Below are 25,133 nucleotides of genomic sequence, written 5' to 3'. Positions count from 1 at the left end.
GATTCGGAGTCGGTGACGTCGTAGCGGAACGGGAACGACCGATCGGCGACGGCATCGAGGCCGGACCGCTGGAGCACCCGACGGTGACGATCTCGGCTGCTAGTCGGGAATCCGATTCGGATTCCGGAGCGCCTGCACGAGGCGATCGAGGTGGAATCGCCAGCCTGCCACGTGTTCTGCGAGCAGCGTCGAAGGAGCGTCGATGCTCGTGAAGCCTTGCTCGATGACGGTGACCTCGGTTCCACTTCCGACGGACGCGAGTCGGATGCTCACGGCAAGCGTTCCGTGCCAATGGGGCTCGCTCCACACGAAGTCCAGGCGACGCAGCGCATCGGACCCGACGACAGTCCCTGTCGCCCGCAACGTCTCGCCGTCCTCCTCCCATGTTTCCGTCAGGCATGCACCGACTTCCGGCTCGAACAGCATGCCTGGCCACCAGGCTGATCTGCCGTCGGTGAGGACGCGCCAGACGGCGGCCGGCGTCGCCTCGACGACCGTGGAGACGGAGAGAAGATCCTCTGCCATACAGCAAACGCTACCGGCACCGTGCAATCGGGCGGCGGCACCTCGCCTCGTCACGAGTCGACATCGGGCTCGTTGACGTCGGAGGGCCAGCCCGTCTCGGCGTCGAAGACGCGCTCGACAGCGACGCCGAGCCCGCCGCGCCCGGAGAGAAGCCACCCGACACGCAGACGCCGGACTCGCGCCCGAGCAGGTCGTCGTGACGTTCCTGCGCGCGTCGGTCTGAGGGTCCGCCCTCTGCGGGACCTTCGACCCGGGTCGGGGGTGCGCGCCAGAGCTACCGTGGGCTCGGCGAAGCCGGTTCGGCGAAGACACGCCCCGGCACCATCCGAGCCCTGCGAGGAGTCATGACCATCACCGAAAGCACCATTTCGCACCCCACCGTCGACCCGGGCACCGCGGCGGCGGTCGACACGCTCGTCGTCACGGCGAACGACGCGCTCCGAGCGTTCATGGACCTCTCCCAGGACGAGGTCGACCACATCGTCCGCAAGGCGTCGGTCGCGGCCCTCAGCCAGCACGGGCCGCTCGCCGAGCAGGCCGTCCGGGAGACCGGACGCGGGGTCTTCGAGGACAAGGCGGTGAAGAACATGTTCGCCTGCGAGCATGTGACCAACGCGATGTCCGAGCTCAAGACGGTCGGGGTCATCGGTCACGACGAGCTCACCGGCATCACCGAGATCGCGGAGCCCGTCGGCGTCGTCTGCGGCATCACGCCCGTGACGAATCCCACCTCGACCACCATCTTCAAGGCGCTCATCGCCCTCAAGACCCGCAACCCCATCGTCTTCGGCTTCCACCCGTCCGCTCAGGCCTGCTCGGTCGCGGCGGCGCGCGTCGTCCGCGACGCCGCGGTCGCCGCGGGAGCGCCCGCCGGCTGCATCCAGTGGATCGAGCAGCCCTCCCTCGAGGCCTCCAACCTCCTCATGCACCACCCGGACGTCGCCCTCATCCTCGCGACCGGCGGCAACGCCATGGTGCGGGCCGCCTACTCCTGCGGCAAGCCCGCTCTCGGCGTCGGGGCGGGCAATGTGCCGGCCTTCGTCGAGCGCACCGCGAAGCTCAAGCGGGCCGTCAACGACATCGTGCTCTCGAAGGCCTTCGACAACGGCATGATCTGCGCGTCCGAGCAGGCCGTGATCCTCGACGAGCCCGTCTACGAGGCCGCGATCGCCGAGTTCGAGACGCTCCACGCCTACCGGGCCACGGCCGCCGAGAAGCGGATGCTGGAGGAGTTCATCTTCGGCGTCGCCGCCGACTCGGCCAACTGCGCCGAGGCCAGGCTCAACGCGGCCGTCGTCGGCCAGTCGCCGGTCTGGATCGCGCAGCAGGCCGGCTTCACGGTGCCCGAGGACACGTCGATCATCCTCGCCGAGGTCGGGTCAGTGGGGCCCGCCGAGCCGCTGACGCGGGAGAAGCTCGCGCCCGTGCTCGCCGTCCTGCGGGCCCGCGACGCCGAGGAAGGCATCTCGCTCTCGGCGCAGATGGTCGAGTTCGACGGGCTGGGCCATTCGGGTGCCGTCCACAGCGAGGACGCCGCGGTCGTCGAGGCGTTCGGCTCGCGCGTGAAGGCGGTGCGCATCATCGCGAACGCCCCGAGCTCGCTCGGCGGGATCGGAGACATCTACAACGCCTTCATCCCCTCGCTCACGCTCGGCTGCGGCTCCTACGGCCACAACTCGGTCTCGAACAACGTCTCGGCCGTCAACCTCCTCAACATCAAGCGCATCGGTCGCAGGAACAACAACATGCAGTGGTTCAAGGTGCCCGCGAAGACCTACTTCGAGCCCAACGCGATCCGCTACCTCGCCGACATGCGCGGGGTGAGCCGCGTGACGATCGTCACCGACGCCACGATGACCCGCCTCGGCTTCGTCGACCGCGTCCTCGACGTGCTCGCCCGCCGCGGGGAGCGTGTCGCGCTGCAGATCATCGACGACGTGCTCCCCGAGCCGACCGTCGACGCCGTGCAGCGGGGCGCCGCCGAGATGCGCGTCTTCAAGCCGGACACGATCGTCGCGCTCGGAGGCGGCTCCCCCATGGACGCCGCGAAGGTCATGTGGCTGCTCTACGAGCACCCGGAGATCGAGTTCTCGGACATGAAGGAGAAGTTCTTCGACGTCCGCAAGCGCGCCTTCAAGTTCCCGGAGCTGGGGGCGCAGGCCAAGCTCGTGTGCATCCCGACGACCTCCGGCACGGGCTCGGAGATGACGCCGTTCGCCGTGATCAGCGACCCGGAGCGGGGCAAGAAGTATCCGCTCGCCGACTACGCGCTGACCCCGACGGTGGCCATCATCGACCCGGAGCTGACCGCCCAGATGCCGTCCTTCCTCATCGCGGACTCGGGGTTCGACGCGCTCACGCACGCGACGGAGGCCTACGTCTCCGTCTACGCGAACGACTACACCGACGGCCTGTGCCTGCACGCCATCAGGCTCATCTTCGAGAACATCGAGACCTCCGCGAAGGGCGGCGTCGACCCGACGTCCGCCGAGGTGCTCACGGCGAGGGAGAAGATGCACAACGCGTCCTCGATCGCCGGAATGGCCTTCGGCAACGCCTTCCTCGGGATCGTGCACGCGATGGCGCACGTCACCGGGGCGACGTTCCACCTCGTGCACGGCCGCACCAATGCGACGTACCTGCCGCACGTGATCCGCTACAACGGCTCCGTGCCGACCAAGCTCACGAGCTGGCCGAAGTACGAGCGCTACGTGGCGCCCGAACGGTTCCAGGAGATCGCGAAGCACCTGGGGCTGCCCGCGGCCACTCCCGCGGAGGGCGTCGAGTCGTACGCGAGGGCCGTCGAGGACCTGCGCGACCGATGCGGCATCGCTCCGTCCTTCCAGGCCCAGGGGGTGCCGGAGGAGGCCTTCATCGGGGCGCTCGACGCGCTCGCCATGGGCGCCTATGAGGACCAGTGCGCGCCCGCCAACCCGCGCCTGCCGATGCTCGCCGACATGAAGACGATCATGGAGGCCGCCTACTACGGCACCTCGTTCGCCGACGTGCGGGCGAGCCGGGCGAAGATCGCCGGCGTCGCCGACGACACGATGCCGCCCCGCCCCGCCAGGGCCTCGAAGCCGCGGTCGAAGAAGGCCACCGCCTGAGGGCGGCGGCATCGGCCTCCTCGTCTCCGCCCACGGGCCGGAGCGGGACGGGGAGGCCGTCTCGAGGGGCGTCAGCCCGCGCGGGCCGCCGAGCCCCTGGTGCCGGGGCGCAGGCGTCGACGACTGCTCAGCGTCGCGATCGCCACGCCGCCCAGGCACAGTGCGCCCCCGAACAGCGCGAGCGCTGCCGGGACCTCCGCGAGCAGCAGCCACGACAGCACGACGACGAGGGGAGGTATGACATAGGTGGATGCGGCGAGCCGCCCGGCGGTGCTGCGCGACAGCGCGTATCCCCAGGTGAGGAAGGCGATCGCCGTGGGGAAGACGCCGAGATACACCATGCCCAGCGTGGAGGACGCCGGTGCGCTCGTCGCGTCGCGCACCAAGCTCGGCGCGAAGGGGAGGCACACGACGGTCCCGGCCAGGCAGCCGAGCCAGGTCACGGTCAGCGCGTCGACATGCGTCAGCAGCCGTTTCTGCACGGTCGCGCTGGAGGCGTACAGGATCGCGGCGCCGAGGCCGAGGAGCACGCCGACGACGTCGGCCCGTCCGGCCCAGCTCGTCGCGGCGATGAGGGCCACGCCCCCGAACGACACGAACAGTCCGTGCACCAGACGACGAGGGAACCCCTCCCCGAGGAACAGGCCGGCGAGCACTCCGATGAGGACGGGGGCGAGGTTGACCAGCAGGGCGGTCGTGCCGGCGTCGAGATGCCGCTCCGCATCGTTCAAGGCGAGGTTGTAGAGGCCGAACCATGCGGCTCCCCACGTGAGCACGGCGATGAGGAGGCGCCCGCGCGGCAGTCGCGGGAGCCGTCCGCGTCGGACCGCGTCGACGAGCACGATCGCGGTGAGCGCGACGGAGCCGCTGAGCTGGCGGCCCAGTGCGAGGGCGCCGGGGGAGTAGTCGGCGCCCGCTGCCCGCACCCCGACGAACGCCGACGCCCACAACACCACCGTGACCGAGGCGGCGGCGACCGGCAGGGGGCTTCGAGGCGCAGGAGTCGAAGGAGACGGGCTCGTCATCGGTCCATCGTCACGCCGGCGACGGATTCAGCACCAGTGCGGATGTCTTCCGTTCGGTTCAGTCGAACTGTATGGTGCGGGGATGCTCGATGTCCATCGCCTCCGCGTCTTCCGCTCGGTGGTCGCCAGCGCCTCGGTCCAGGCCGCTGCCGTCAGCCTCGGCTACACGCCGTCAGCGGTGAACCAGCACATCACCGCCCTCCAGCGGGAGACGGGGCTGACGCTGTTCACCCGCTCGGGGCGCGGGCTCCGCGCGACGCCCGCAGGCATCGCGCTCGCCGCGGAGGTGGACGAGGTGCTCGCCCGGCTCGGGAGGGTCGAGGCGCTTGTCACGGATCTCCGCGCCGGCCGCACGGGGACGATCTCCATCGCCTACTTCGCCTCCGTGAGAGCCGCGTGGCTGCCGTCTCTCGTGCGCCGGCTCGGTCACGATTTCCCCGGCGTGCGGTTGGACCTGCGCCTCAGCGAGAGCCCGCCGGATGATCCGGCCGAGAGGGCGGACGTCCACCTCGTCGTCGCACGAGGCGATTTCTCGCCCGAACCGGGCTTCGTCTCCCGTCACCTCCTCGACGACCCGTATGTGGCCGTGGTTCCGGACGGCCACGAGCTCGCGAGGAGGGAGGAGGTCGAGCTCGCCGAACTGGCGAACGAGCAGTGGATCGACAACGACTTCGCTCGAGGATGGTGCAGGCGAGTGCTCCTCGACGCGTGTGCCGCTGTCGGCTACCGTCCCGCGTTCCGCGTCGAGGCGCACGACTACCCGGCGGCGCTCGCCTTCGTCGCCGCCGGGATCGGGATAACGGTCCTGCCCGGGCTCGGGGCCGCTCGGACGCCGACAGGGGTCTCCGTCATCACGGTGGTCAGGCCGACGCCGATGCGCTCGATCCATGCGGTCGTACGCGAAGAGGCCGCGCATCTCCCGCCGGTCGAGGCCGCTCTCGAGCTGTTGAGCGCGGCGGCCGATCCGACCGGCGGGACCGATCGCGAGGACGAAGGCCCGAGCGGGACGTCCCGCGGTCGATAGCACCGCGGGATCGTCGGGGCCGGCGTCAGCCCGCGCGGCCGGTCTTCGACTGCAGGCGGTCGATCTCGGTCGAGGCCTCCGCCTTCGTCAGGCGGGCGGGCAGCTCCTCGCCGGCCTCGCGCGCCAGCGTGTCGAGGTAGCTGCGCTGCGCCGCCGTCATCGGCTCGTCTCCCGTCACCCAGTCCGCCGGCTCCTTGCTCGCGGCGTCGTCGGCGTCGGTCCCGCGAGCGCCGAGCGTCTCGCCCGGGTCGTCGTGGGCCGGCCGCCCGGTCGCGGCGGATGCGCCGCCGTCGTCATGGCGGTCGATCGGGTCGTCGTGGGTGGCGTTCTGATCGCTCATGTCGCGAGACTACGAGCGAACCGCCGGGAACGGGAGGGGGTTGCGGGCCCCGCGGCGTTCTGCTTGCACACGACGGATCGGGGCGGAGTCGCGATCAGAGCGCGCGCAGCCTCTCCAGGAGCGGCTCGGCCACGTCCGCCACGAAGCGCTCCTGCTGCTCGTCGCCGACCTGCACGATCGCGACATCGGTGAAGCCGGCGTCCACGAACGGCCGTACGCTCTCGGCGAGGGCGTCGAGGTCGGGGCCGCACGCGATCGACTCGGCCACGTCCTCCGGGCGGACGAACTGACTCGCGCCGGAGAAGCCCGCGGGCGTCGGAAGGTCCGCGTTGACGGCCCAGCCTCCCGCGAACCAGCGGAACTGGTCGTGGGCACGGGCGATCGCCGTTCCCTCGTCCGGATCCCAGCTGATCGGGACCTGTCCGATCTTGCGCGAGGCGGCCGCGCCGCCCTGCGCGTCGTCCCACGCCTTGACCAGCTGCGCGTCCGGCTCGGTCGTGATGAGGTGGTCGCCGAGCGGGGCGAACCGGGCGATCGAGCTCTCGCCGGAGACGGCGACTCCGATCGGCACCCCGGCGTCCGGCGCATCCCACACCCGGGCGGAGTCGACGCGGAAGTACTCGCCGTCGTAGGTCACGAGATCGCCCTCGTGGAGAGTGCGGATGATCTCGATCGCCTCGACGAGCATGTCCTGGCGGGCGTGCACGGCGGGCCAGCCTTCGCCGACGACGTGCTCGTTCAGGTTCTCGCCGGAGCCGAGGCCGAGCGTGAACCGGTTGTCGGAGAGGATCTGCAGCGTCGCCGCCTTCTGCGCGACGACCGCGGGGTGGTAGCGGATCGTGGGGCAGGTGACATATGTCATGAGCTCGACGCTCGATGTCGCCTGCGCGACCGCGCCGAGGACCGTCCACGCGTAGGGGGCGTGGCCCTGGCTCACGAGCCACGGCGAGTAGTGGTCGCTGGAGGCGAGGAAGTCGAATCCCGCCGACTCCGCGCCGGCCGCGTAGCCGACGAGCTCCCGCGGCCCGCTCTGCTCCGTCATCAGCGTGTAGCCGAACCGCGTCACTTCAGCGCTCCGAACGTCATGTCGATGTCCGCCAGCTCCAGCGCGGCCGCCGCTTCGATCAGCTTGCGCAGCTCGGCGTCGGCGCCGGGGGAGAACTCCTCCGGGCGCTCGGGCGCGATCTCCGACGGCACGCCGTCCGGCGCCTGCTCCGAGGCGTCGAGATCGGTCCCGTCGTTCGAGGGGGAGGCGCCCTGGAAGATCCGGCCGGCCTCCGACTCGGCGGTCAGATCGAACGTGTACTGCTTGCTCTGGAGACCGAGATCGACGAGGCGCTTGACCTCGGGGAACCGCTCCGCGTTCGTCTTCGGGATCGGCAGGGCGGTCCGCCAGTTCACTCCGAGCGTCTCCAGGGCCTTCGCGTATCCGTTCTCGTGCGCCTGATCGCGCACGATCAGATAGGAGATGGTCGACCGGGCCGTCTTGTTGGCGGTCATCTCGTACAGACGGCACTTCTGCAGGCGGCCCGTGGACTCCAGCATCAGGTTGTAGAGAAGGTCCAGGACGAGGTTTCCGGAGTTGTAGACGTAGCTGCCGCTCCAGGGATTGCCCGCGGCGTCGACGGGCAGCGCGCCCTGTGCCCCGACGAGGTAGTGGTGGATGTTGCCCTCGTCGAGCGCGATCTGAAGCGGGACCGCGCCGCCTGCTCCCGGCTCGTCGACCGGGTCGCCCTTCTTGCCGCTGTAGCTCGGCGACCCGTCGAGCAGCCGGGCGATGGTCGTGCCGATCAGCTCGACGTGGCTGATCTCCTCCGTGCCGATCCCCTGGATGAGGTCCCGGTAGGGCTTGGCCGACGCTCCGCGGAAGTTGATGCTCTGGAAGAGGTACTGGATCATCGTCCGCATCTCGCCGAACTGTCCGCCCAGGCCCTCCTGCAGGGCGTTGGCGGCCGCGGGATCGGGCTCGTCCTGCACGATCGGGTTGATGAGCTGCTGCACGTGGAAGTACATGTGATCCTCCGGAGGCGAAAGCGAGTGTTCTCGACGTCAGCCTGCGGTCGCCCATCGCCGATGTGATCCCCCTCGACGGGGACGGGAGCACGGCGTACACTCGCCCTCTCGTCCGAGGGACGGCCCTGTCAAGCCCCCTGCGCCGCCGTGCGCCCGCCGTCGAGGATGGTCAGCGACGAAAGGACGGACGATGCGAGCTCTCACCTGGCAGGGACGACGGAGGATCGAGGCGTCGACGGTCCCGGATCCGCGGATCGAACGGGCGACGGACGCGATCGTGCGGATCACGTCCACGGCGATCTGCGGATCGGATCTCCACCTCTACGAGGTGATGGGCCCGTTCCTCGACCGCGGCGACATCCTGGGACACGAAGCCATGGGCGTCGTCGTGGAGGTGGGAGAGGACGTCCGAGGGATCTCTCCCGGACAACGGGTGGTCGTGCCGTTCAACATCGCGTGCGGGGAGTGCTTCATGTGCCTGCGCGGCCTGCAGTCGCAGTGCGAGACGACGCAGGTGCGGGAGCACGGATCCGGCGCCGCGCTCTTCGGGTACACGAAGCTCTACGGACAGGTGCCGGGAGGACAGGCGGAGCTCCTGCGCGTGCCGCTCGCCGACCACAACACGATCCGCGTGGCCGACGAGCTTCCCGACGAGCGGTATCTCTTCCTCAGCGACATCCTGCCCACGGCGTGGCAGGCCGTCCGGTACGCCGACGTCCCGGCAGGAGGCACCCTCGTCGTCCTCGGACTGGGGCCGGTGGGACAGTTCGCCGCACGTGTGGGCGTGCACCTCGGCCATCAGGTGATCGGCGTGGACACGGTGCCCGAGCGGCAGGAGCTCGCGCGCCGATACGGCGTGCATGTGCTCGAGGACGACGCCGAGCTGCGGGATCGCGTGCTCGACGAGACGGACGGCCGCGGCGCGGACTCGGTGGTGGACGCCGTCGGCATGGAGGCGCACGGGACGCCCCTCGTCCATGGGCTGCATTCGGCGATCGGCAAGCTCCCCTCGTCGGTCGCGCGGCCGCTCATGGAGCATGCGGGCCTGGATCGTCTCGGCGCGCTTCACAGTGCGATCGATCTCGCGCGACGTGGCGGGACGGTATCGCTCGCCGGCGTCTACGCGGGCGACGCCGACCCCATGCCCATGAAGACGATGTTCGACAAGCAGATCGCGCTTCGCATGGGGCAGTGCAACGTGAAGCGGTGGACGGACACCCTGATCCCGCTCGTCGAGGCGGACGGCGACGTCCTCGGAACGGAGGACCTCGTGACCCACCGTGGAGGCATCGACGACGGGCCGCAGCTGTACGAGACGTTCCAGAAGAAGACGGACGGATGCGTCAAAGTCGTGCTGAGGCCGGCGTGATCGCCGGCCTGCGGGCGGCGGCTCTCGCATCCTCCTGCCACGACGGCGTCACCGCCGTCAACCCGCGGACGGATGGCCGTCCGAGCGCGTTACATCGTGAGCGGGCACGGAGCACGTCCCGCCCGGCCGAAGGGAGAAGCGCATGAGAGGGATCTTCGGGGCGCGGAAGCGGTCCAAGGCGGACGCGCCGGAGCCCGAGCATGACGCGAAGCCGGATTCGCCGACCGAGATCGAGGCGCCGTCGTGGCGGTACGTGCTGAAGAAGTCGGTGCGCGAGTTCTCGTCGGACCAGTGCACCGACATCGCGGCGAGCCTGACCTACTACAGCGTGCTGTCGCTGTTCCCCGCGCTCATCGCGATCTTCTCGCTGCTGGGCGTCGTCGGGCAGGGACAGCAGGTCGCCGACGCCGTGCTCGAGATCGCGGGGGCGGTGGCGCCAGGGGACGCCGTGGACCTGCTCCGAGGACCCATCGAGGAGATCGCGAGCTCCCCGGCGGCGGGGTTCGCGCTCGTGAGCGGACTCGTCCTGGCCGTGTGGTCCGCGTCGGGATACGTGGGCGCGTTCGGCCGCGCGATGAACCGGATCTACGAGATCGAGGAGGGGCGCCCGTTCTGGAAGCTGAAGCCGACGCAGCTCCTCGTCACCGTCGTGTCGATCGCGCTGATCGCCGTCGCGGCGATCCTGCTGGTGATCTCGGGGCCCATCGCCCAGGCCGTCGGCGAGATGCTCGGCGTCGGCGAGACCGGGCTCCTGGTCTGGCAGATCGCGAAGTGGCCGGTCCTGGCGTTCATCGTCGTCCTCGTCCTCGCGATCCTCTACTACTTCACCCCCAACGCCCGGCAGCCGAAGTTCCGCTGGATCAGCCTGGGAGCGCTTCTCGCGATCGTGCTGCTCGTCTGCGCGACGCTCGGGTTCGCGTTCTACGTGTCCAACTTCTCGAACTACGACAGGACCTACGGATCCCTCGCCGGGGTGATCGTGTTCCTCCTCTGGCTCTGGATCGCCAACATCGCCCTCCTCTTCGGAGCGGAGTTCGACGCCGAGCTCGAGCGCGGACGCGAGCTGCAGGCCGGGATCGTCGCCGAGGAGACCATCCAGCTGCCGCCGCGCGACACCAAGCGGATCGACAAGGCGCGGGAGGCCGAGGAGAAGGACCTCGCCGAAGGACGCCGCATCCGGGGGCGACGAGATCGCGACGACTCCTGACTGCGACGACGGAGGCTCGGCGCCCGGGCGGTCCGGATACTCGAGGCCATGCCGGTCCGCAACCCCCTTCAGGCGACGCGGGCCGTGTGCGCACGATGGACGGGCACGTGAACAGATGCAACGCACCGATCAGTGAAGGAGACCTCATGGCTCGCATCATCGAGACGATCGACGTCGACGTGGACGTGACGACGGCGTACAACCAGTGGACCCAGTTCGAGGAGTTCCCGCAGTTCCTCGACTTCGTCGAGTCGATCCGTCAGATCGACGATGAGACGCTCGCATGGAAGGTCACCATCGGCGGCGCCGAGCGGGCGTTCACCGCGAAGATCACCGAACAGCACCCGGACGAGCGCGTCGCATGGACGAGCGTGTCCGGAGACGCCGACCATGCGGGCGTCGTGACCTTCCACAAGCTCTCCGACGCCACGACGCGGGTCACCGTGCAGCTCGACTGGGAGCCGACCGGCGCCGTGGAGACGGTGGGCGCCGCGCTCGGGTTCGACGATCGGGCCGTGAAGAAGGACCTGGCGAAGTTCAAGGAGTTCATCGAGTCCCGCGGCTCGGAGACGGGGGCCTGGCGCGGAGACGTCGGCTGAGGTGCTGCGGCCCCGGATCCGCCGGGCGCGACGTCAGCCGTTCCTGCCCGGCGCGATGTGCTCCTCGACGAGCTGGATCCCCCCGAGGGCGTTGGCCGAGACGGCGAGCTCCTCGAGCCACTCCCGGTTGAGGGGCGGGGCCTCCGGCTCGTCGAAGGCGAACCGGATGGGGATGGCGGGATGCATCCAGAGGGTGCTCCGTCCGGAGCCGTCCTCCTCGGGATGGGACCATGAGACGGCGAAGCTCTCGTTGCGGCGGAGCTTGCTGACGATGACGACCTTCAGGTGCGCGAGCGCGCGATCGTCGATGTGGAGCGCGGAGGCCTCCGCGCCGTAGTAGAAGACGCCCATGCCGCCACGGTAGGTCGTTCTCGCACCGCGACGCGGTGCGCTCGTTCGGCGCCGGGGGATCGTCGGGCGTCTCCTCCCGCATGATCCCGGGCCTGCACGGCGTGACCGGCCTGCGCGGCTGGCGGCCGGTTTCCGATGATTGTCGAAAAGCCGCGCACGCCCGCGAGGCCGCGCTGTGGGTGGGTGCGGCAGGGGCACGCCCCCGGCGCCCGGACCGCATAGCTTCAGAGGGATCAGACACGCGCCTGCGGAGGCGCGTGCTCGGGAACAGGGGCGGCATGGCGGAGACGGGCGTGATCTCGGACCCGGGGCGCCCGCGGGCTCCCGGGCGCACCAGGGCCCCCGGGCGCGCACCGTCTCGTGCGGGCCTCGTCGGAGGGAGCCCTGCGGGCGTTCCCCGGGCGAGGACCTCGGTCTTCCGCCGTCTTCTCGACGAGGAGCCGGCCCTCCGGGAACGCGCGCTCGAGGAGGCGCGCGGCCGCCGCTGGCTCGCCCCGTCGGAGGAGCTCACCGTCTCCGTGCTCGGCGGAGCCCGGACGGATGTCCTGCGGGCCCTCGGCATCGCCCTGCAGACGGACGGCAGAGGGGCGCTCTGGCGCGTCGGAGAGCTCGCAGGCTCTCCCGTGCTGGTCTGTTCGTCGAGCAGAGCCGACGACGCGATCCGCGCGGGGGCGCGTCGACGAGGTCATCCGGAGGTCCTCGTCGGGACCGCGACCCTCCGGCCGGACGATGACGACCTCCTCCCCGCCGCCGAGGAGGCCCTTCTCGGCATCCGGCCCGCGCACGGGGTCGATGGGCGCGGTCGGGGGATCGATCCTCTCCCCGCGGGCGTTCAGCTGCTCCTCTCTCGGAACGACGACGTGCCGCTGGGCGTGCTGCGCCGTGCCTCACCGGGGGCGTTCGCCCTCTGGATCGCCGACGACGCCCCGCAGCTCGAGACGGTGGAGGTCTATCTCGACGCGGGCGCGCGCGTCTCGGAGGCGTGCGGTCGGCTGCACGTGCATCGCACGACGCTGTACTACCGGCTGGAGAACCTCCCGCCGGTCGTGCGCGAGGAGCTCGAGGACGGTCTTCGTCGGAGCACGCTGCACCTCGTCCTGAAGCTGCTCCGGCGACGCGATCCCGCGGAGAGCGCGCGTGCGCTCAGACGTGGATCACCGTCATCAGCGAGTCGGGATGATCCGGCACGATCAGCGTCTGCCAGGTGAGCCGCTCCCATCCGCGGCTCGTGTCGTGGAAGAGGCTCGTCCCGTCCGTGAGCTTCCGCGCACGTTGACGGGCCCACATCTCGCGGAACGTCGGATAGCGCTCGTGGAGGGTCCGCAGGACGCTCTGGAACCGCTCGTCCTCGGGGACGGTGTGGAAGCGCATGGAGTCGACCAGCCGGTTCGCCGTCTCGCGCCACTCGTTGCCGAACGGCGCATCGCGCTCGCGCTCGAACACCTCCACGAGGAGGTTCCTGCCCTCTTCGAGGAAGCCGTTCGCCGTCTGCGCGCAGGACGCGTTGACGACGAGGACGTCGTGGACGCCGTTCGTGATGTAGGCGGGGTTCGGTTCGAGGAGGCGCAGGATCTCGAAGGCGCCCTGGGGGAGGCCCTCTCGCCGCGACAGCGCTCTCGTCGCGTTCGGCTGGGCGAGCCGTTGGAAGTACTCCAGGGTGTCCACGTCGAGCTGCAGCGCCCGGCCAAGGGCGCCGACCACCTGCGCCGAGGGAAGATGGCCGTGCGCCTGCTCGAGCCTGATGTAGTAGTCGCGGTTGATCCCCGCCAGCGCGGAGACCTCCTCTCGGCGCAGTCCCGGCACCCTGCGGTTGTCGTCGCGATGGAGCCCCGCGTCCTCCGGCTGGAGCTCGGCGCGGCGCCCGCGCAGGAGATCGGCGATGAGGGTCTGGCGAAGGGTCACACCCCTATCCTCGCCGGTCGGAGCGGGGAGGGCGCCTCACGCCCACGCGAGAGATCCTGCGCGGCAGCCCCCGACGTCGCGGGCCGACGCTCATGGGCCCGGCGTGCGGCGGAGCAGGGCGTCCCGCCGGTTCGCGTGCGGCCGCCGAGCGGTCAGCCCAGGCGAGAGCCCTCGTCGAGACGGTGCCAGGTGCGGTTGTGGTAGACGAGGGCGTTGCCGTGCTCGCCGGCCTCGACGTCGCGCGAGATGGACGACTGCAGGGCCTGGGCGATGACGACGGTCGACCCGGCGGCGTCCGTGCGGTCGACGACGGCACAGCGCACCCATGCGCGCACGCCGTTGTAGACGGGCTCCCCGGTCACGAGCCGCGACCATGTCGACGTGTCGGCGAAGCGGTCGACTCCGCTCGTGGAGCCCAGGCGCGCGACGTCGATGTCGTCGGCGTCGAGCAGGTGCACCACGACGGTCTTCGCGGCGGAGATGACCGGCGCGGACGACGACTGCGACGAGATCGAGAAGAGGAGGAGCGGCGGGTCGGCGTTCACGGAGGCGACGGAGGTCGCCGTGAGCGCGACGGGACGTGTGCCGTCGTCGGCCGTGATGACGGCGACGCCGCCGGGATGACCGCGGAAGAGCGCCTTGAAGTCGTCGGCGGGGAGCGACGCGCCGATAGGGCGAGGCGCGCTCGAGTCCGCGCGCTGCGAGGGGGAGGAGTCGGCTTCGGTCATGACGTCGACGCTATCGCCATCGGAGCGAGGCGGGAGCCGCGGGCGTCGCATGACGTCACAGACGTCGTCGCGCCGCCCGGCGTCCTCAGCCGACCTCGATCGCCTCCCCGGCGTCGAGATCGTGGAAGACTCCGCCGCCCTGCTCCGTCGCCCAGCGCAGGCGTGCCCGGTGCATCCCGAGACCTTCCCGCGACAGCGGGACGTCGTGCGTCCCGAACGCCTCGCGCGGGCCCACGGCGAGCACGAAGTCCATCGCCTCCCCGATCTTCAGCCACGGCGCGCCGACGGGAGCAGCGAGGAGCGGGACGTCGCGACCCTCCGGCACGGCGTAGGAGTCGCCGGGGTAGTAGAGCGTGTCGTCGACGAACACGCCCACATTGTCGACGAGCGGGATGGACGAGTGGATCTCGTTGTGGGTGCCGCCGAAGAACTCCAGGCGGAAGGGCCCCGCCGTGGCGGTGTCGCCCGGCCTCACGACGATCACGGACGCGTCCGTGGCATCGGCGACGGCCTGCGTGGCGAGGATGACGATGCCGGGGAACCGGTCGCGCAGGTCGGCGACGTGCTCGGGCGTCCAGTGGTCGGGATGCTCGTGCGTGAGGACGAGTCCCACGACGTTCTCGAGACCGGCCAGCGGGGGAGTGAAACCTCCCGGATCGATCACGAGCGTCGCCCCCTCCCTCTCGATCCGGAGGGTCGCATGTTCGTGTTTCGTGACGCGCATGCCCATAGTCAAGCACCAAAAGGTCAAGCCCGGATCTTCGCAGATCCGGGCTTGAGAGAAAGGCGTGACCCCAGCGGGATTCGAACCCGCGTTACCGCCGTGAGAGGGCGGCGTACTAGGCCGCTATACGATGGGGCCGCACGTCTGGATGTTCAGTTCTCTTCTCGTTCCCCGTTCCGGGCAACGAGAAGAGTATGGCACGCGGAGCCGGAGGCCGCCAAATCACGGGGCCTCCGGCCCGCCGCCGCGCGTGTCTCGCCGTTCATCCGGCGTCCTCCGTCGGCACGGTCCGATCCGGGCCCGGCGGTGCCGCGCGCGCCCGGCGCCGCCGGGCCCGCAGCGAGAGCCAGAGGACGAGGACGACGACACCGACGACCGCGAGCCAGGGAAGGAGGAAACCCAGCGCGACGACGATCCCGTTGAGCGTCGCGAGCAGCCCGTTCCAGCCGGCGAGGAGGCCGTCGCCGAAGCCGGTGGGATCGGGGGCCGCCGCCGTGTCGGCCGTCGTCAGGGCGATCGTGAGGCTCGACATCTCGACCTGGCCCTCCAGCGACTCGAGCTCCTGCTGATAGGACTCGAGCTGACCCTGGCGCTCCGACAGCGCCTGCTCGGCCGCGAGGAGGTCCGGCACCGAGCCCGCCTGCGACATGAGCTCGGTCAGGCGGCTCACGGACTCCTGCGCGGCGTCGATGCGGGCCCGCAGGTCGACGGCCTGAGAGGTGACGTCCTGCGTCGACAGCTGCGACTCGACGACGTCTCCCACGTCCGCGAGCTCCTCGACGACGGTCGTCAGATCGGACGAGGGGACACGCACGGATATCCAGCTCGACGCGGTGGAGACGTCGCTCATGTCGGCCGTGTCGCCGTCGGCGGCGATCCGCAGCCCGTCGACGCGCCCGCCGCGCTCCTCGACGAGTGCGGTGATCGCGTCGGCGGCTGTCCGCACGTCTCCGACCTCGAGGGTCGCGTCGCCCGTCAGGATCACCTCCCTCTCGCCCGTCGTCGCGTCGGGGTCGGAGGCCGAGCCGGCGCTCTCGCCCACCGCGGACTCGGGCTCGGTCAGGGCGTCGTCGGCTGCCACGGTGGACTCGGAGCCGGAGATGCTCGAGACGACGGACGGCGAGATCGCCGCGGCGAGCACGACGGCGACGGCAGCCGCGGCGATCCCCGGCCAGACCCTCCTCCGGCGCCTCGCAGGCGTCGACGTCGCACGGTCCTGTGCGCGATCGTCGCGGATGTCCGAGAACACGCGCTCCTCGATGCGGCGGACGGCCTCCTCCGGCAGATCCGGCAGCAGGTCGGCCTCGCTGTCGTGGTGGTTCATCATGACTCCTCTCCGACGACGGCACGCAGGCGCGTGCGGATGCGGGAGAGACGATTGCGGACGACGCCGTGGCCCACGCCGAGCTCCTCGGCGGCGGCGGCGTAGGCGTAGCCGTCGACGGCGCACAGGCGGAAGATCCGCTGATCCAGCTCGCTCAGCTCGCCGACCTCCCGCAGGATGCGCTCCGCGAGCCGCGCGTCGAGCACCTGCTGCTCGACGCTCACGAGGCTCGGCAGCGTGTCGTCGACCTCGGAGGCCTCCGCCCGGCGGCGGGCCCGCAGGCGGTTGGCCGCCTGGAACCGGCAGATGGTCGCGAGCCACGGCAGCAGCGACGTCCCGGCGAGCTCGAGCCCGCCGATCTTCCGCCACGCCGTGACGAACGTCTCCTGCGTCACGTCCTCGGCGTCGGCGTCGGAGCCGACGAGGCGATGCGCGATCCAGTAGACCGGACGCACGTGGCGGCGGTAGAGCGCGCGGAAAGCCGCATCGCTCCCGTCGGCCGCGGCCGCCGTGAGCTCGGCGTCGGTGCGCGCCTCGTCCATCCCGCCTCCTCGTGTGCCGACGATGCCTCCTGCCGCCGGGGCGGAGTCGTCTCTCGTGAAGAAGGTGTCGCCCGGCGGCCGATCGTCTCCATGGAACCATCCGCGCCCCCGTGTTCGGTATCCTGAGCATCCGAGAGGGAGCATCCCGTCCTCGCCGTTCGGACACTTCCCGTCGCCCCTCTGAAAGGTCTCGCGCTTGGACATCCCCGTCTGGTTCCAGGTCGGATCGCTCGTCGTCCTGACCCTCATCCTGATCGCCGACCTGCTCCTGATCCTGAAGCGGCCGCACATCCCCTCCACGAGGGAGTCGACCCTGTGGGTCGTCTTCTACGTCGCGCTCGCGCTCGTCTTCGCGGGCGTCCTGTCGGTGATCGGCGGCGGGCAGAACGCGGGCGAGTTCATCGCCGGATGGCTGACGGAGTACAGCCTGTCCGTCGACAACCTCTTCGTCTTCGTGCTGATCATGGGCCAGTTCGCCGTGCCCCGCCGCTATCAGCAGGAGGTGCTGATGGTGGGGATCATCATCGCGCTCGTGCTGCGGGCGGCGTTCATCCTCCTGGGCGCGGCCCTCATCGAGAACCTCAGCTGGATCTTCTACATCTTCGGCGCGTTCCTCATCGTCACGGCCGTGCGCCAGGCGCTGCCGGAGAAGGACGAGGCCGACGCCCAGACCGAGAGCTTCATCGTGCGGTCGCTGCGCCGCTTCATCGACGTGAGCGACGAGTACGACGGCGCGAAGATCCGCACCGTGGTGAACGGCAGGAAGATGCTCACGCCGATGCTCATCGTCTTCGTCTCGATCGGCGTGACCGACCTGATGTTCGCGATAGACTCCATCCCCGCGATCTACGGCATCACGCAGGAGCCCTTCCTCGTGTTCGCGGCGAACCTCTTCGCCCTCATGGGCCTCCGCCAGCTCTACTTCCTGCTCGGCGACCTGCTCGAGAAGCTCAAGTACCTGCACTACGGGGTCGCCTTCATCCTCGCGTTCATCGGCGTGAAGCTCGTGTTCCACGCCCTGCACGTGAACGAGCTGCCGTTCATCAACGGCGGCCGGCCCGTCGAGTGGGCGCCCGACATCGGCAATGTGGTCTCGCTGGGCGTGATCGTCGGCTCGATGACGGTCGCGACGATCGCGAGCCTCGTCTCCTCCTCGCGTGAGGCACGCGCGCGGACGTCCGTCGCCGGCCGGGGCGAGGACGCCTGACGGGCCGAGCGGTCCGCCGCGGCTTTCTGCTCATCGGACGGCGGCCGTGCCGACTCGACCTGTGCACTTCTTCGATGAGAGCCGGGGGTGCGGAGCATCCTGCTAGGATCATGGCGTGCGGTGCGCCCGGCTTCTCCTTATCCGCCGCGACGGGGTCATCCTCTAGGCCTCTCCCGTCGCGGAGTTCGTCGTAGGCCGACACCGACGAGCATGAGGAGCAGGAACCGCAATGAGCACGAACGACGTCCGGATCCCGGACCGCCCCCGGACCCTGGCCGAGAAGGTCTGGGACGATCATCTGGTCGTGAAGGGCGAGGACGGGCAGCCCGACCTCATCTACATCGATCTGCACCTGGTGCACGAGGTGACGAGTCCGCAGGCGTTCGACGGACTGCGTGCCGAGGGGCGTCCGTTGCGTCGCGTGGATCTGACGATCGCGACGGAGGACCACAACACCCCGACGCTCGCGATCGACAAGCCGATCGCGGATCTGACGAGTCGCACGCAGATCGAGACGCTGCGGCGCAACGCCGCGGAGTTCGGCGTGCGCCTGCACTCGCTCGGGGACGCCGAGCAGGGCATCGTGCACGTCGTCGGGCCGCAGCTGGGTCTGACGATGCCGGGCGTCACGGTCGTCTGCGGTGACAGCCACACGTCCACGCACGGCGCGTTCGGGGCGATGGCGTTCGGCATCGGCACGAGCGAGGTCGAGCACGTCATGGCCACGCAGACGCTGCCGCTGAAGCCGTTCAAGACCATGGCCATCACGGTCGAGGGCGAGCTGAGGCCCGGCGTCACGGCGAAGGACATCATCCTGGCGGTCATCGCGAAGATCGGCACGGGCGGCGGACAGGGATACGTCCTGGAGTACCGCGGCAGCGCCATCCGATCGCTCTCCATGGAGGGGCGCATGACGATCTGCAACATGTCGATCGAGGCGGGCGCGCGCGCCGGGATGGTCGCGCCCGACGAGACCACGTTCGCGTACCTGGAGGGTCGTCCCCACGCGCCGAAGGGGCGGGACTGGGAGGACGCGGTCGCCTACTGGCGCACGCTGCCGACGGACGAGGGCGCCGCCTTCGACGCGGAGGTCTTCCTCGACGCGAACGAGCTGGAGCCGTTCGTCACATGGGGCACGAACCCGGGTCAGGGCGTGTCGTTGAGCGACACGGTGCCCGTTCCCGACGTCTTCGAGGACCCGAACGAGCGTGCCGCGGCGGAGCGCGCGCTCGCGTACATGGACCTCGCGCCCGGCACCCGTCTGAAGGACGTGCACGTCGACGCGGTCTTCATGGGCTCCTGCACGAACAGCCGCATCGAGGACCTCCGCGCTTTCGCCTCGATCATCGAGGGCCGCACGAAGGCGGAGGGCGTGCGCGTCATGGTCGTCCCCGGATCGGCTCGGGTGCGCCTGCAGGCGGAGGCCGAGGGCATCGACAGGATCGTGACGGATTTCGGGGCGGAGTGGCGGTTCGCCGGCTGCTCGATGTGCCTGGGGATGAACCCCGATCAGCTGGCGCCGGGGGAGCGGTGCGCGTCGACGTCCAACCGGAACTTCGAGGGCCGTCAGGGCAAGGGAGGGCGCACGCACCTCGTCTCGCCGCTCGTCGCCGCGGCCACCGCCATCCGCGGCACCCTGTCGAGCCCGTCCGACCTGGAGCCCGCAGACGAGCCCGCGCTGTCGGGCGCCGAGGCGTAAGGAGCCGCTCATGGAGAAGTTCATCACCCACACGGGCGTCGCCGCTCCCCTCAAGCGGTCGAACGTCGACACCGATCAGATCATCCCCGCCGTGTTCCTCAAGCGGGTCACGAAGACCGGGTTCGAGGACGCCCTGTTCCACGGATGGCGCCAGGATCCCGGGTTCGTCCTGAACCAGGACCCGTACCGGGCCGCGTCGGTCCTCGTCGCGGGCGCCGACTTCGGGACGGGCTCGAGCCGGGAGCATGCGGTGTGGGCTCTGCGCGACTACGGCTTCAAAGTGGTCCTGAGCCCGCGGTTCGCGGACATCTTCCGCGGCAACTCCGGCAAGCAGGGCCTTCTCACAGGCATCATCTCGGAGGCCGACCTGGAGCGGTTCTGGGCCGCCATCGAGGCGCAGCCCGGGGTCGAGATGACCGTGGACCTCGCGGAGCGAACCGCCGTACTCGGCGACTTCACCGCCCCGTTCGAGATCGACGATTACACTAGGTGGCGGCTCCTCGAGGGGCTCGACGACATCGGCCTCACCCTCCGCAGCGAAGAGAAGATCGCGGAGTTCGAGGCCCGCCGCGAGGCGTGGCGGCCACGGACGATCCCCGTACCGTGAGCCCGGGGCTCGCGGCCCCGAAAAGCCGGCGGAGAACCCGCCTGAACGGTAGTGAGGCCACAAGCACATGACTCTCCTGGGCGACACGACGGTCGCAGGCGCCTCGGCGTCGCGGGCCGGCGAAGTGATCGAGATCCGCGGCGGGCGTCCGCTGCGCGGGCAGGTCGACGTGCGAGGCGCGAAGAACCTGGCGACCAAGGCGATGGTCGCGTCCCTCCTCGGCGAGACGCCGAGCACGCTGCGCGACGTGCCGGACATCCGCGACGTCGAGGTCGTCCGCTCGCTGCTCGAGGTGCACGGCGTGACCGTCACCGAGGGCGAGGAGGCCGGATCCCTCGTCCTCGACCCGAGCGCGGCGAAGTCCGCGAACTTCGAGGAGATCGACGCGCACGCCGGGTCCTCCCGCATCCCGATCCTCTTCTGCGGCCCGCTGCTGCACCTCCTCGGCCAGGCGTTCATCCCCGACCTCGGCGGATGCCGCATCGGCGACCGCCCGATCGACTTCCACCTCGACGCGCTGCGATCCTTCGGCGCGATCGTGGACAAGCAGCCCAGCGGCATCCGGCTGTCGGCCCCGAAGGGCCTCCACGGCGCCGACATCGAGCTGCCGTACCCGAGCGTGGGGGCGACCGAGCAGGTCCTGCTCACGGCCGTGCGCGCCGACGGCGTCACCGAGCTGCGCAACGCGGCGATCGAGCCCGAGATCATGGACCTCATCGGCGTGCTGCAGAAGATGGGCGCCATCATCTCCTACGAGCCGAACCGCGTCATCTTCATCGAGGGCGTCAAGGAGCTGCGGGGGTACGACCACCGTTCGCTGTTCGACCGGAACGAGGCGGCCTCCTGGGCGTCGGCGGCTCTCGCGACGGACGGCGACATCTTCGTCAAGGGCGCGCGCCAGTACGAGATGCTCACGTTCCTCAACGTCTTCCGCAAGGTCGGAGGCGACTTCGACATCACGGACGACGGCATCCGCTTCCACCGCGGGACCGCGCCGCTGAAGCCCGTGACCGTCGAGACAGACGTGCATCCCGGGTTCATGACCGACTGGCAGCAGCCGCTCATCGTCGCCCTCACGCAGGCGCACGGCACGTCGGTCGTGCACGAGACCGTGTACGAGAACCGCTTCGGCTTCACCGACGCGCTCAACCAGATGGGCGCGAACATCGTCGTCCACCCCCGCGGCCTCGACGGCGCGTACCGTCGCGTCCCGCGGCGCGCGCTCGAGCAGGCCGCCGTGATCACCGGCCCGACCCCGCTGCACGGCGCCGACATCGTCGTGCCAGATCTGCGCGGCGGCTACAGCCACGTGATCGCGGCGCTGACGGCCGAGGGCACGTCGCGCGTGTCGGGCGTCGGCATCATCCGACGCGGCTACGAGCGGTTCTTCGAGAAGCTCACCGCTCTCGGCGCCGACTTCGACGTCGTGGGATGACGGTGGGTCCCTCCTCCCCGGAGAGATCCCGGCCGAGCATCTTCTGGCCGCTGGCCGCGATCGTGCTGCCCGTCGTCGGCGTGCTCACGAGGATCGAGGTGCGCGGCGCCGAGAAGCTGCCCCGGACGGGGGCGTTCGTGCTCTCCCCGAACCACCACAGCGAGATCGATCCCGTGCTCGTCGCCGTGGCGACGTGGCGCATGGGCAGGGTGCCGCGCTTCCTGGCCAAGGAGAGCCTCTTCCGCGTTCCCGTCCTGGGCTGGATCCTGCGCAGGGCCGGGATGGTCCCCGTCGCGCGCTCGCGCGGAGCGGCGGCGCAGGCGCTCGCGCAGGGCAGGGAGCTCGTGGCGAACGAGCGCGGCGTCATCGTGTACCCCGAGGGGACTCTCACACGCGATCCGGATCTGTGGCCCATGCGCGGCAAGTCGGGCGCCGTGCGTCTCGCGATCGCCGGCGACATCCCGCTCATCCCGGTCGCGCACTGGGGCGCGCAGGCCGTCATGCCCCGTTACGGCAGGTTCTCGGTCCTCCCGCTGCGCAAGCCGATCACGGTGGCCGTCGGCGACCCCGTCGACCTCTCCGACCTGCGAGGGCATCCGAACGACCAGGCCGCGATCACGGCGGGCACCGGCCGGCTGATGGACGCGATCACCGCCCTCCTCGAGGATCTGCGCGGAGAGAAGGCGCCGCCGGAGCGCTGGGACCCGTCGAGGAGCGGCCAGCCGGAGACGGGGAAGCTGTGACGTCCGAGCGCGTCGTCGTCGTGGGCGCCGGCAGCTGGGGCACGACCTTCGGCAAGATCCTCGCCGACGGCGGCGCCCACGTGACCATGTGGGCCCGTCGTCCGGAGCTGGCGCACGAGATCGACGAGGGGAAGCGGAACTCCCAGTACCTCTCGGGCGTCAACCTGCCGCGCGGCATCCGCGCCACGCACGTGCTGCGCAAGGCCGTGGAGGGCGCCACGCAGGTGTACCTGTCGGTGCCGAGCACCTCGGCACGCGACACGCTCGCGCAGCTGCGGCCGATCATCGGGGACTCCGACGTGCCCGTCGTGAGCCTCATGAAGGGCGTCGAGAAGCGGACGGGACTGCGCATGAGCCAGGTCGTCGAGCAGGCGCTCGACTGCGACCCCGCCCGCATCGCCGTCGCCAGCGGACCGAACCTCGCCCTCGAGATCGCCCGCGAGCAGCCCACGGCCGCCGTCATCTCCTCGTCGAGCCAGGAGACGGCCGAGCGCATCGCCCGGACCGCGCGCAACCCCTACTTCCGCAGCTTCGTGAACACCGACGTCATCGGCACCGAGTTCGGGGGCGTGCTGAAGAACCTCATCGCGGTCGCGATCGGGATCGTCGACGGCGTGGGCTACGGCGAGAACACGAAGGCGTCGATCATCACGCGCGGCCTCGTCGAGATGACGGACTTCGCCGTCGCCTACGGCGCGAAGGCCGAGACGATGCAGGGTCTGGCGGGGCTCGGCGACCTCATCGCGACGTGCCAGTCGCCGCTCAGCCGCAACAACACGGCGGGACGCCTGCTCGGCCAGGGCTACACGCTGCAGGACGTCGTGACGCAGATGGAGCAGACGGCCGAGGGGCTCGGGTCCGTCGCCCCCATCCTCAAGCTCGCGCGGGCGAAGGACGTCGAGATGCCCATCGTCGAGCAGGTGAGGATGGTGCTCGACGGCACGCTCGATCCGCGCGACATCGCGCCGCATCTGACCACGGACGACGACACCCCCCGGGGCGAGAGGACGACGAATGACGACGGCGACAGTGGCGGTGCTCTTCGGCGGGCGCTCCAGCGAGCACTCCATCTCGGCCGCGACGGCAGGCGGGGTGCTGGGCGCGATCGACCGTGACCGCTTCCGGGTGATCCCGATCGGGATCACCCGCGACGGCGTCTTCGTCCTCGAGGAGGACGATCCGGGGAGGTTCCGCCTCGACGCCGAGCGGCTGCCCGAGGTCGTCGACAACGGGACCCGCGTCATCTGGCCGGCGGGCGGTGGTGACCGCCTGCTGCGCGTGCGCAGGGAGGACGGCGCGGAGGAGGCTCTGGGAGCGGTGGACGCCGTGCTCCCCATCCTCCACGGCCTCCACGGCGAGGACGGCACCATCCAGGGCTTCCTCGACATCCTCGAGCTGCCCTACGCCGGCGGCGGGGTGCTCGACTCCGCCCTGTGCATGGACAAGCACTTCATGAAGATCGCGCTGGAGGCGGCCGGGGTGCCCGTCGCGCCGGCCCTGACCGTCCGCCGGGCTCGCTGGGACCGTGCGGCGGAGGACGTGCGCGGCGAGGCGGAGGGGCTCGGCTACCCGCTGTTCGTGAAGCCGGCCCGCGCGGGCTCGAGCGTCGGCGTGTCGAAGGCCCACGACGTCTCCGAGCTCGACGAGGCGATGCGCATCGCCTTCGCCGAGGACGACAAGGTGCTCGTGGAGAAGGGCATCGCGGGTCGCGAGATCGAGGTCGCGATGCTCGAGGGTCGCGACGGGGGAGAGGCGAGGGCGTCGCTTCCCGGCGAGATCGTGCTGACGACGCGCGACTTCTACGACTTCGAGGGCAAGTACCTCGGCGGCGACGGCGTCGACGTCGTCTGTCCCGCCGACCTCACCGACGAGGAGACGGAGGCCATCCGCCGTGTCGGGGTGCGCGCGTTCGAGGCGGTGGACGGACGCGGCCTCGCACGCGTGGACGTGTTCCTCACCGACGACGGCGAGATCGTCGTCAACGAGCTGAACACGATGCCGGGCTTCACGCCGATCTCGATGTTCCCCAAATGCTGGATCGCGTCCGGGCTGACCTACTCGGAGCTCATCACCGAGCTCATCGAGCTCGGGATGGCGCGGGCCGCCTGAGCCGGCCCGTCACTCGGAGTCGTCGTCCGACTGCCCGCCCGTCGTGGGGGCGTCCTCGTCCTCCGGCGCGGCGGTATCGGGGTCGGTGCACTCGGCCGTCTTCGGCAGCTGCGTGACGGCCCCCGCCAGCGCGGAGAGCGCGGCGTCCGCCGTGACGTCCGTGGTGACGACGTACACCTGCACGGCGGGCTCGCGCCCGTACGTCGTCATGCGTAGGTCGGGGTAGTCGGTCTCGTCGACGATCCAGTCGACGCCGTCGATCGACACGCACTGCTGCGTCGTCGGAGCCGGCGCCTCGAATCCGCACGACAGGATGACCGTCGTCGGGTCGCCCCACGCGCCCGTCGCCTGCGCGTCGGTCCAGCGTCGGTCGAGGCCCGCGACCGAGTCGGGCAGCCGCACGGAGACCTCCGCGCAGAGGGGATCGTTCGCATTGTCGGCGGGCTCGAGATGCACCGTCGTCGCGCAGCCCGTCAGGACGAGGACGGACGCGAGGCCGGCGGCGGCGAGGAGGCGGCGGAACACTCCACCAGCCTACGTTCGACGCCGCTGG

The 25,133-nt window shown here is 70.5% G+C and carries 25 protein-coding genes and 1 tRNA gene; 13 read left to right on the top strand and 13 right to left on the bottom strand.

The genetic code is table 11. The features are described 5' to 3' along the window. Window positions 1–99 precede the first annotated feature (99 nt). The gene (locus N8K70_RS09590) at window positions 100–525 is read right to left on the bottom strand and encodes an SRPBCC family protein (protein ID WP_317138123.1); all 426 of its coding nucleotides are present in this window, start codon (window positions 523–525) and stop codon (window positions 100–102) included. 344 nt (window positions 526–869) lie between these two features. Between N8K70_RS09590 and adhE the strand changes: the two genes are divergently transcribed. Beyond that, the gene (adhE, locus tag N8K70_RS09585; RefSeq protein ID WP_317138122.1) at window positions 870–3,632 is read left to right on the top strand and encodes a bifunctional acetaldehyde-CoA/alcohol dehydrogenase; all 2,763 of its coding nucleotides are present in this window, start codon (window positions 870–872) and stop codon (window positions 3,630–3,632) included. Window positions 3,633–3,703: 71 nt separating this feature from the next. Here the strand turns inward: adhE and N8K70_RS09580 are convergent, their stop codons facing one another. Then, on the bottom strand, window positions 3,704–4,657 hold the full coding sequence (locus N8K70_RS09580) for a DMT family transporter (RefSeq protein WP_317138121.1): 954 nt from the start codon (window positions 4,655–4,657) through the stop codon (window positions 3,704–3,706). An 82-nt stretch (window positions 4,658–4,739) separates the two neighbouring features. Between N8K70_RS09580 and N8K70_RS09575 the strand changes: the two genes are divergently transcribed. After that, window positions 4,740–5,681, top strand: coding sequence for a LysR substrate-binding domain-containing protein (locus N8K70_RS09575; RefSeq protein WP_317138120.1), 942 nt, complete (start codon window positions 4,740–4,742; stop codon window positions 5,679–5,681). A gap of 25 nt (window positions 5,682–5,706) precedes the next feature. Here N8K70_RS09575 and N8K70_RS09570 read toward each other — a convergent pair whose 3' ends face one another. From N8K70_RS09570 to N8K70_RS09560, 3 genes are all read right to left on the bottom strand, one after another. Then, the gene (locus N8K70_RS09570) at window positions 5,707–5,988 is read right to left on the bottom strand and encodes a DUF3072 domain-containing protein (protein WP_317141208.1); all 282 of its coding nucleotides are present in this window, start codon (window positions 5,986–5,988) and stop codon (window positions 5,707–5,709) included. Between the two features lie 127 nt (window positions 5,989–6,115). Then, window positions 6,116–7,087, bottom strand: coding sequence for a TIGR03557 family F420-dependent LLM class oxidoreductase (locus N8K70_RS09565; RefSeq protein WP_317138119.1), 972 nt, complete (start codon window positions 7,085–7,087; stop codon window positions 6,116–6,118). Then, window positions 7,084–8,034 (bottom strand): manganese catalase family protein, encoded by a 951-nt coding sequence (locus N8K70_RS09560; RefSeq protein ID WP_317138118.1) that lies wholly within the window; start codon window positions 8,032–8,034, stop codon window positions 7,084–7,086. The genes N8K70_RS09565 and N8K70_RS09560 overlap by 4 nt, the downstream gene beginning before the upstream one ends. A 190-nt stretch (window positions 8,035–8,224) precedes the next feature. On the opposite strand from N8K70_RS09560, the gene N8K70_RS09555 reads away from it, so the two are divergent. The 3 genes from N8K70_RS09555 (at window position 8,225) to N8K70_RS09545 (ending at window position 11,209) form a co-directional block, all read left to right on the top strand. Then, window positions 8,225–9,403, top strand: coding sequence for an alcohol dehydrogenase catalytic domain-containing protein (locus N8K70_RS09555; RefSeq protein WP_317138117.1), 1,179 nt, complete (start codon window positions 8,225–8,227; stop codon window positions 9,401–9,403). A gap of 142 nt (window positions 9,404–9,545) precedes the next feature. Further along, entirely contained in the window at window positions 9,546–10,610 is a 1,065-nt protein-coding gene (locus N8K70_RS09550; RefSeq protein ID WP_317138116.1) for a YihY/virulence factor BrkB family protein, read from the top strand. 146 nt (window positions 10,611–10,756) lie between these two features. Beyond that, window positions 10,757–11,209, top strand: a complete 453-nt coding sequence (locus tag N8K70_RS09545; protein WP_317138115.1) for an SRPBCC family protein — start codon at window positions 10,757–10,759, stop codon at window positions 11,207–11,209. A 33-nt stretch (window positions 11,210–11,242) separates the two neighbouring features. On the opposite strand, the gene N8K70_RS09540 is transcribed toward N8K70_RS09545, so the two are convergent. Then, window positions 11,243–11,560, bottom strand: coding sequence for a DUF7882 family protein (locus tag N8K70_RS09540; protein WP_317138114.1), 318 nt, complete (start codon window positions 11,558–11,560; stop codon window positions 11,243–11,245). A 257-nt stretch (window positions 11,561–11,817) separates the two neighbouring features. Here N8K70_RS09540 and N8K70_RS09535 point away from each other — a divergent pair, with 257 nt between their 5' ends. Continuing rightward, on the top strand, window positions 11,818–12,768 hold the full coding sequence (locus N8K70_RS09535; RefSeq protein WP_317138113.1) for a helix-turn-helix domain-containing protein: 951 nt from the start codon (window positions 11,818–11,820) through the stop codon (window positions 12,766–12,768). Here N8K70_RS09535 and N8K70_RS09530 read toward each other — a convergent pair. From N8K70_RS09530 to N8K70_RS09505, 6 genes are all read right to left on the bottom strand, one after another. Next, window positions 12,704–13,462, bottom strand: coding sequence for a helix-turn-helix domain-containing protein (locus N8K70_RS09530; RefSeq protein WP_317138112.1), 759 nt, complete (start codon window positions 13,460–13,462; stop codon window positions 12,704–12,706). The genes N8K70_RS09535 and N8K70_RS09530 overlap by 65 nt on opposite strands. A 152-nt stretch (window positions 13,463–13,614) precedes the next feature. Then, window positions 13,615–14,190: a flavin reductase family protein gene (locus tag N8K70_RS09525; protein ID WP_317138111.1), complete on the bottom strand. Its 576-nt coding sequence runs from the start codon at window positions 14,188–14,190 to the stop codon at window positions 13,615–13,617. A gap of 85 nt (window positions 14,191–14,275) precedes the next feature. Then, window positions 14,276–14,914, bottom strand: coding sequence for an MBL fold metallo-hydrolase (locus N8K70_RS09520; RefSeq protein ID WP_317138110.1), 639 nt, complete (start codon window positions 14,912–14,914; stop codon window positions 14,276–14,278). Window positions 14,915–14,979: 65 nt separating this feature from the next. Then, window positions 14,980–15,052: transfer RNA gene (locus N8K70_RS09515), tRNA-Glu, on the bottom strand. Window positions 15,053–15,176: 124 nt separating this feature from the next. Further along, entirely contained in the window at window positions 15,177–16,241 is a 1,065-nt protein-coding gene (locus N8K70_RS09510; RefSeq protein WP_317138109.1) for a DUF4349 domain-containing protein, read from the bottom strand. Next, on the bottom strand, window positions 16,238–16,780 hold the full coding sequence (locus N8K70_RS09505; protein WP_317138108.1) for an RNA polymerase sigma factor: 543 nt from the start codon (window positions 16,778–16,780) through the stop codon (window positions 16,238–16,240). Before N8K70_RS09505 ends, N8K70_RS09510 begins: the two co-directional genes overlap by 4 nt. Before the next feature lie 196 nt (window positions 16,781–16,976). On the opposite strand from N8K70_RS09505, the gene N8K70_RS09500 reads away from it, so the two are divergent. The 7 genes from N8K70_RS09500 (at window position 16,977) to N8K70_RS09470 (ending at window position 24,580) form a co-directional block, all read left to right on the top strand. Then, entirely contained in the window at window positions 16,977–17,987 is a 1,011-nt protein-coding gene (locus N8K70_RS09500) for a TerC family protein (protein WP_317138107.1), read from the top strand. A gap of 229 nt (window positions 17,988–18,216) precedes the next feature. Next, the gene (gene leuC, locus N8K70_RS09495; RefSeq protein WP_317138106.1) at window positions 18,217–19,686 is read left to right on the top strand and encodes a 3-isopropylmalate dehydratase large subunit; all 1,470 of its coding nucleotides are present in this window, start codon (window positions 18,217–18,219) and stop codon (window positions 19,684–19,686) included. 10 nt (window positions 19,687–19,696) lie between these two features. Next, entirely contained in the window at window positions 19,697–20,293 is a 597-nt protein-coding gene (leuD, locus tag N8K70_RS09490; protein WP_317138105.1) for a 3-isopropylmalate dehydratase small subunit, read from the top strand. Window positions 20,294–20,360: 67 nt separating this feature from the next. After that, window positions 20,361–21,728 (top strand): UDP-N-acetylglucosamine 1-carboxyvinyltransferase, encoded by a 1,368-nt coding sequence (murA, locus tag N8K70_RS09485; protein WP_317138104.1) that lies wholly within the window; start codon window positions 20,361–20,363, stop codon window positions 21,726–21,728. Further along, window positions 21,725–22,471: a lysophospholipid acyltransferase family protein gene (locus N8K70_RS09480; RefSeq protein ID WP_317138103.1), complete on the top strand. Its 747-nt coding sequence runs from the start codon at window positions 21,725–21,727 to the stop codon at window positions 22,469–22,471. The genes murA and N8K70_RS09480 overlap by 4 nt, the downstream gene beginning before the upstream one ends. Further along, window positions 22,468–23,586, top strand: a complete 1,119-nt coding sequence (locus N8K70_RS09475; protein ID WP_317138102.1) for an NAD(P)H-dependent glycerol-3-phosphate dehydrogenase — start codon at window positions 22,468–22,470, stop codon at window positions 23,584–23,586. The genes N8K70_RS09480 and N8K70_RS09475 overlap by 4 nt, the downstream gene beginning before the upstream one ends. Next, window positions 23,486–24,580 (top strand): D-alanine--D-alanine ligase family protein, encoded by a 1,095-nt coding sequence (locus N8K70_RS09470; RefSeq protein WP_317138101.1) that lies wholly within the window; start codon window positions 23,486–23,488, stop codon window positions 24,578–24,580. Before N8K70_RS09475 ends, N8K70_RS09470 begins: the two co-directional genes overlap by 101 nt. Before the next feature lie 9 nt (window positions 24,581–24,589). On the opposite strand, the gene N8K70_RS09465 is transcribed toward N8K70_RS09470, so the two are convergent. Further along, a complete protein-coding gene (locus N8K70_RS09465; protein WP_317138100.1) occupies window positions 24,590–25,105 on the bottom strand; it encodes a DUF3515 family protein in 516 nt (171 codons plus the stop codon). Between the last annotated feature and the right edge of the window lie 28 nt (window positions 25,106–25,133).

The organism is Microbacterium sp. AB, from assembly GCF_032878875.1.
Classification (GTDB): Bacteria; Actinomycetota; Actinomycetes; order Actinomycetales; family Microbacteriaceae; genus Microbacterium; species Microbacterium betulae.
This window is presented reverse-complemented; position numbering and strand designations above follow the sequence as displayed.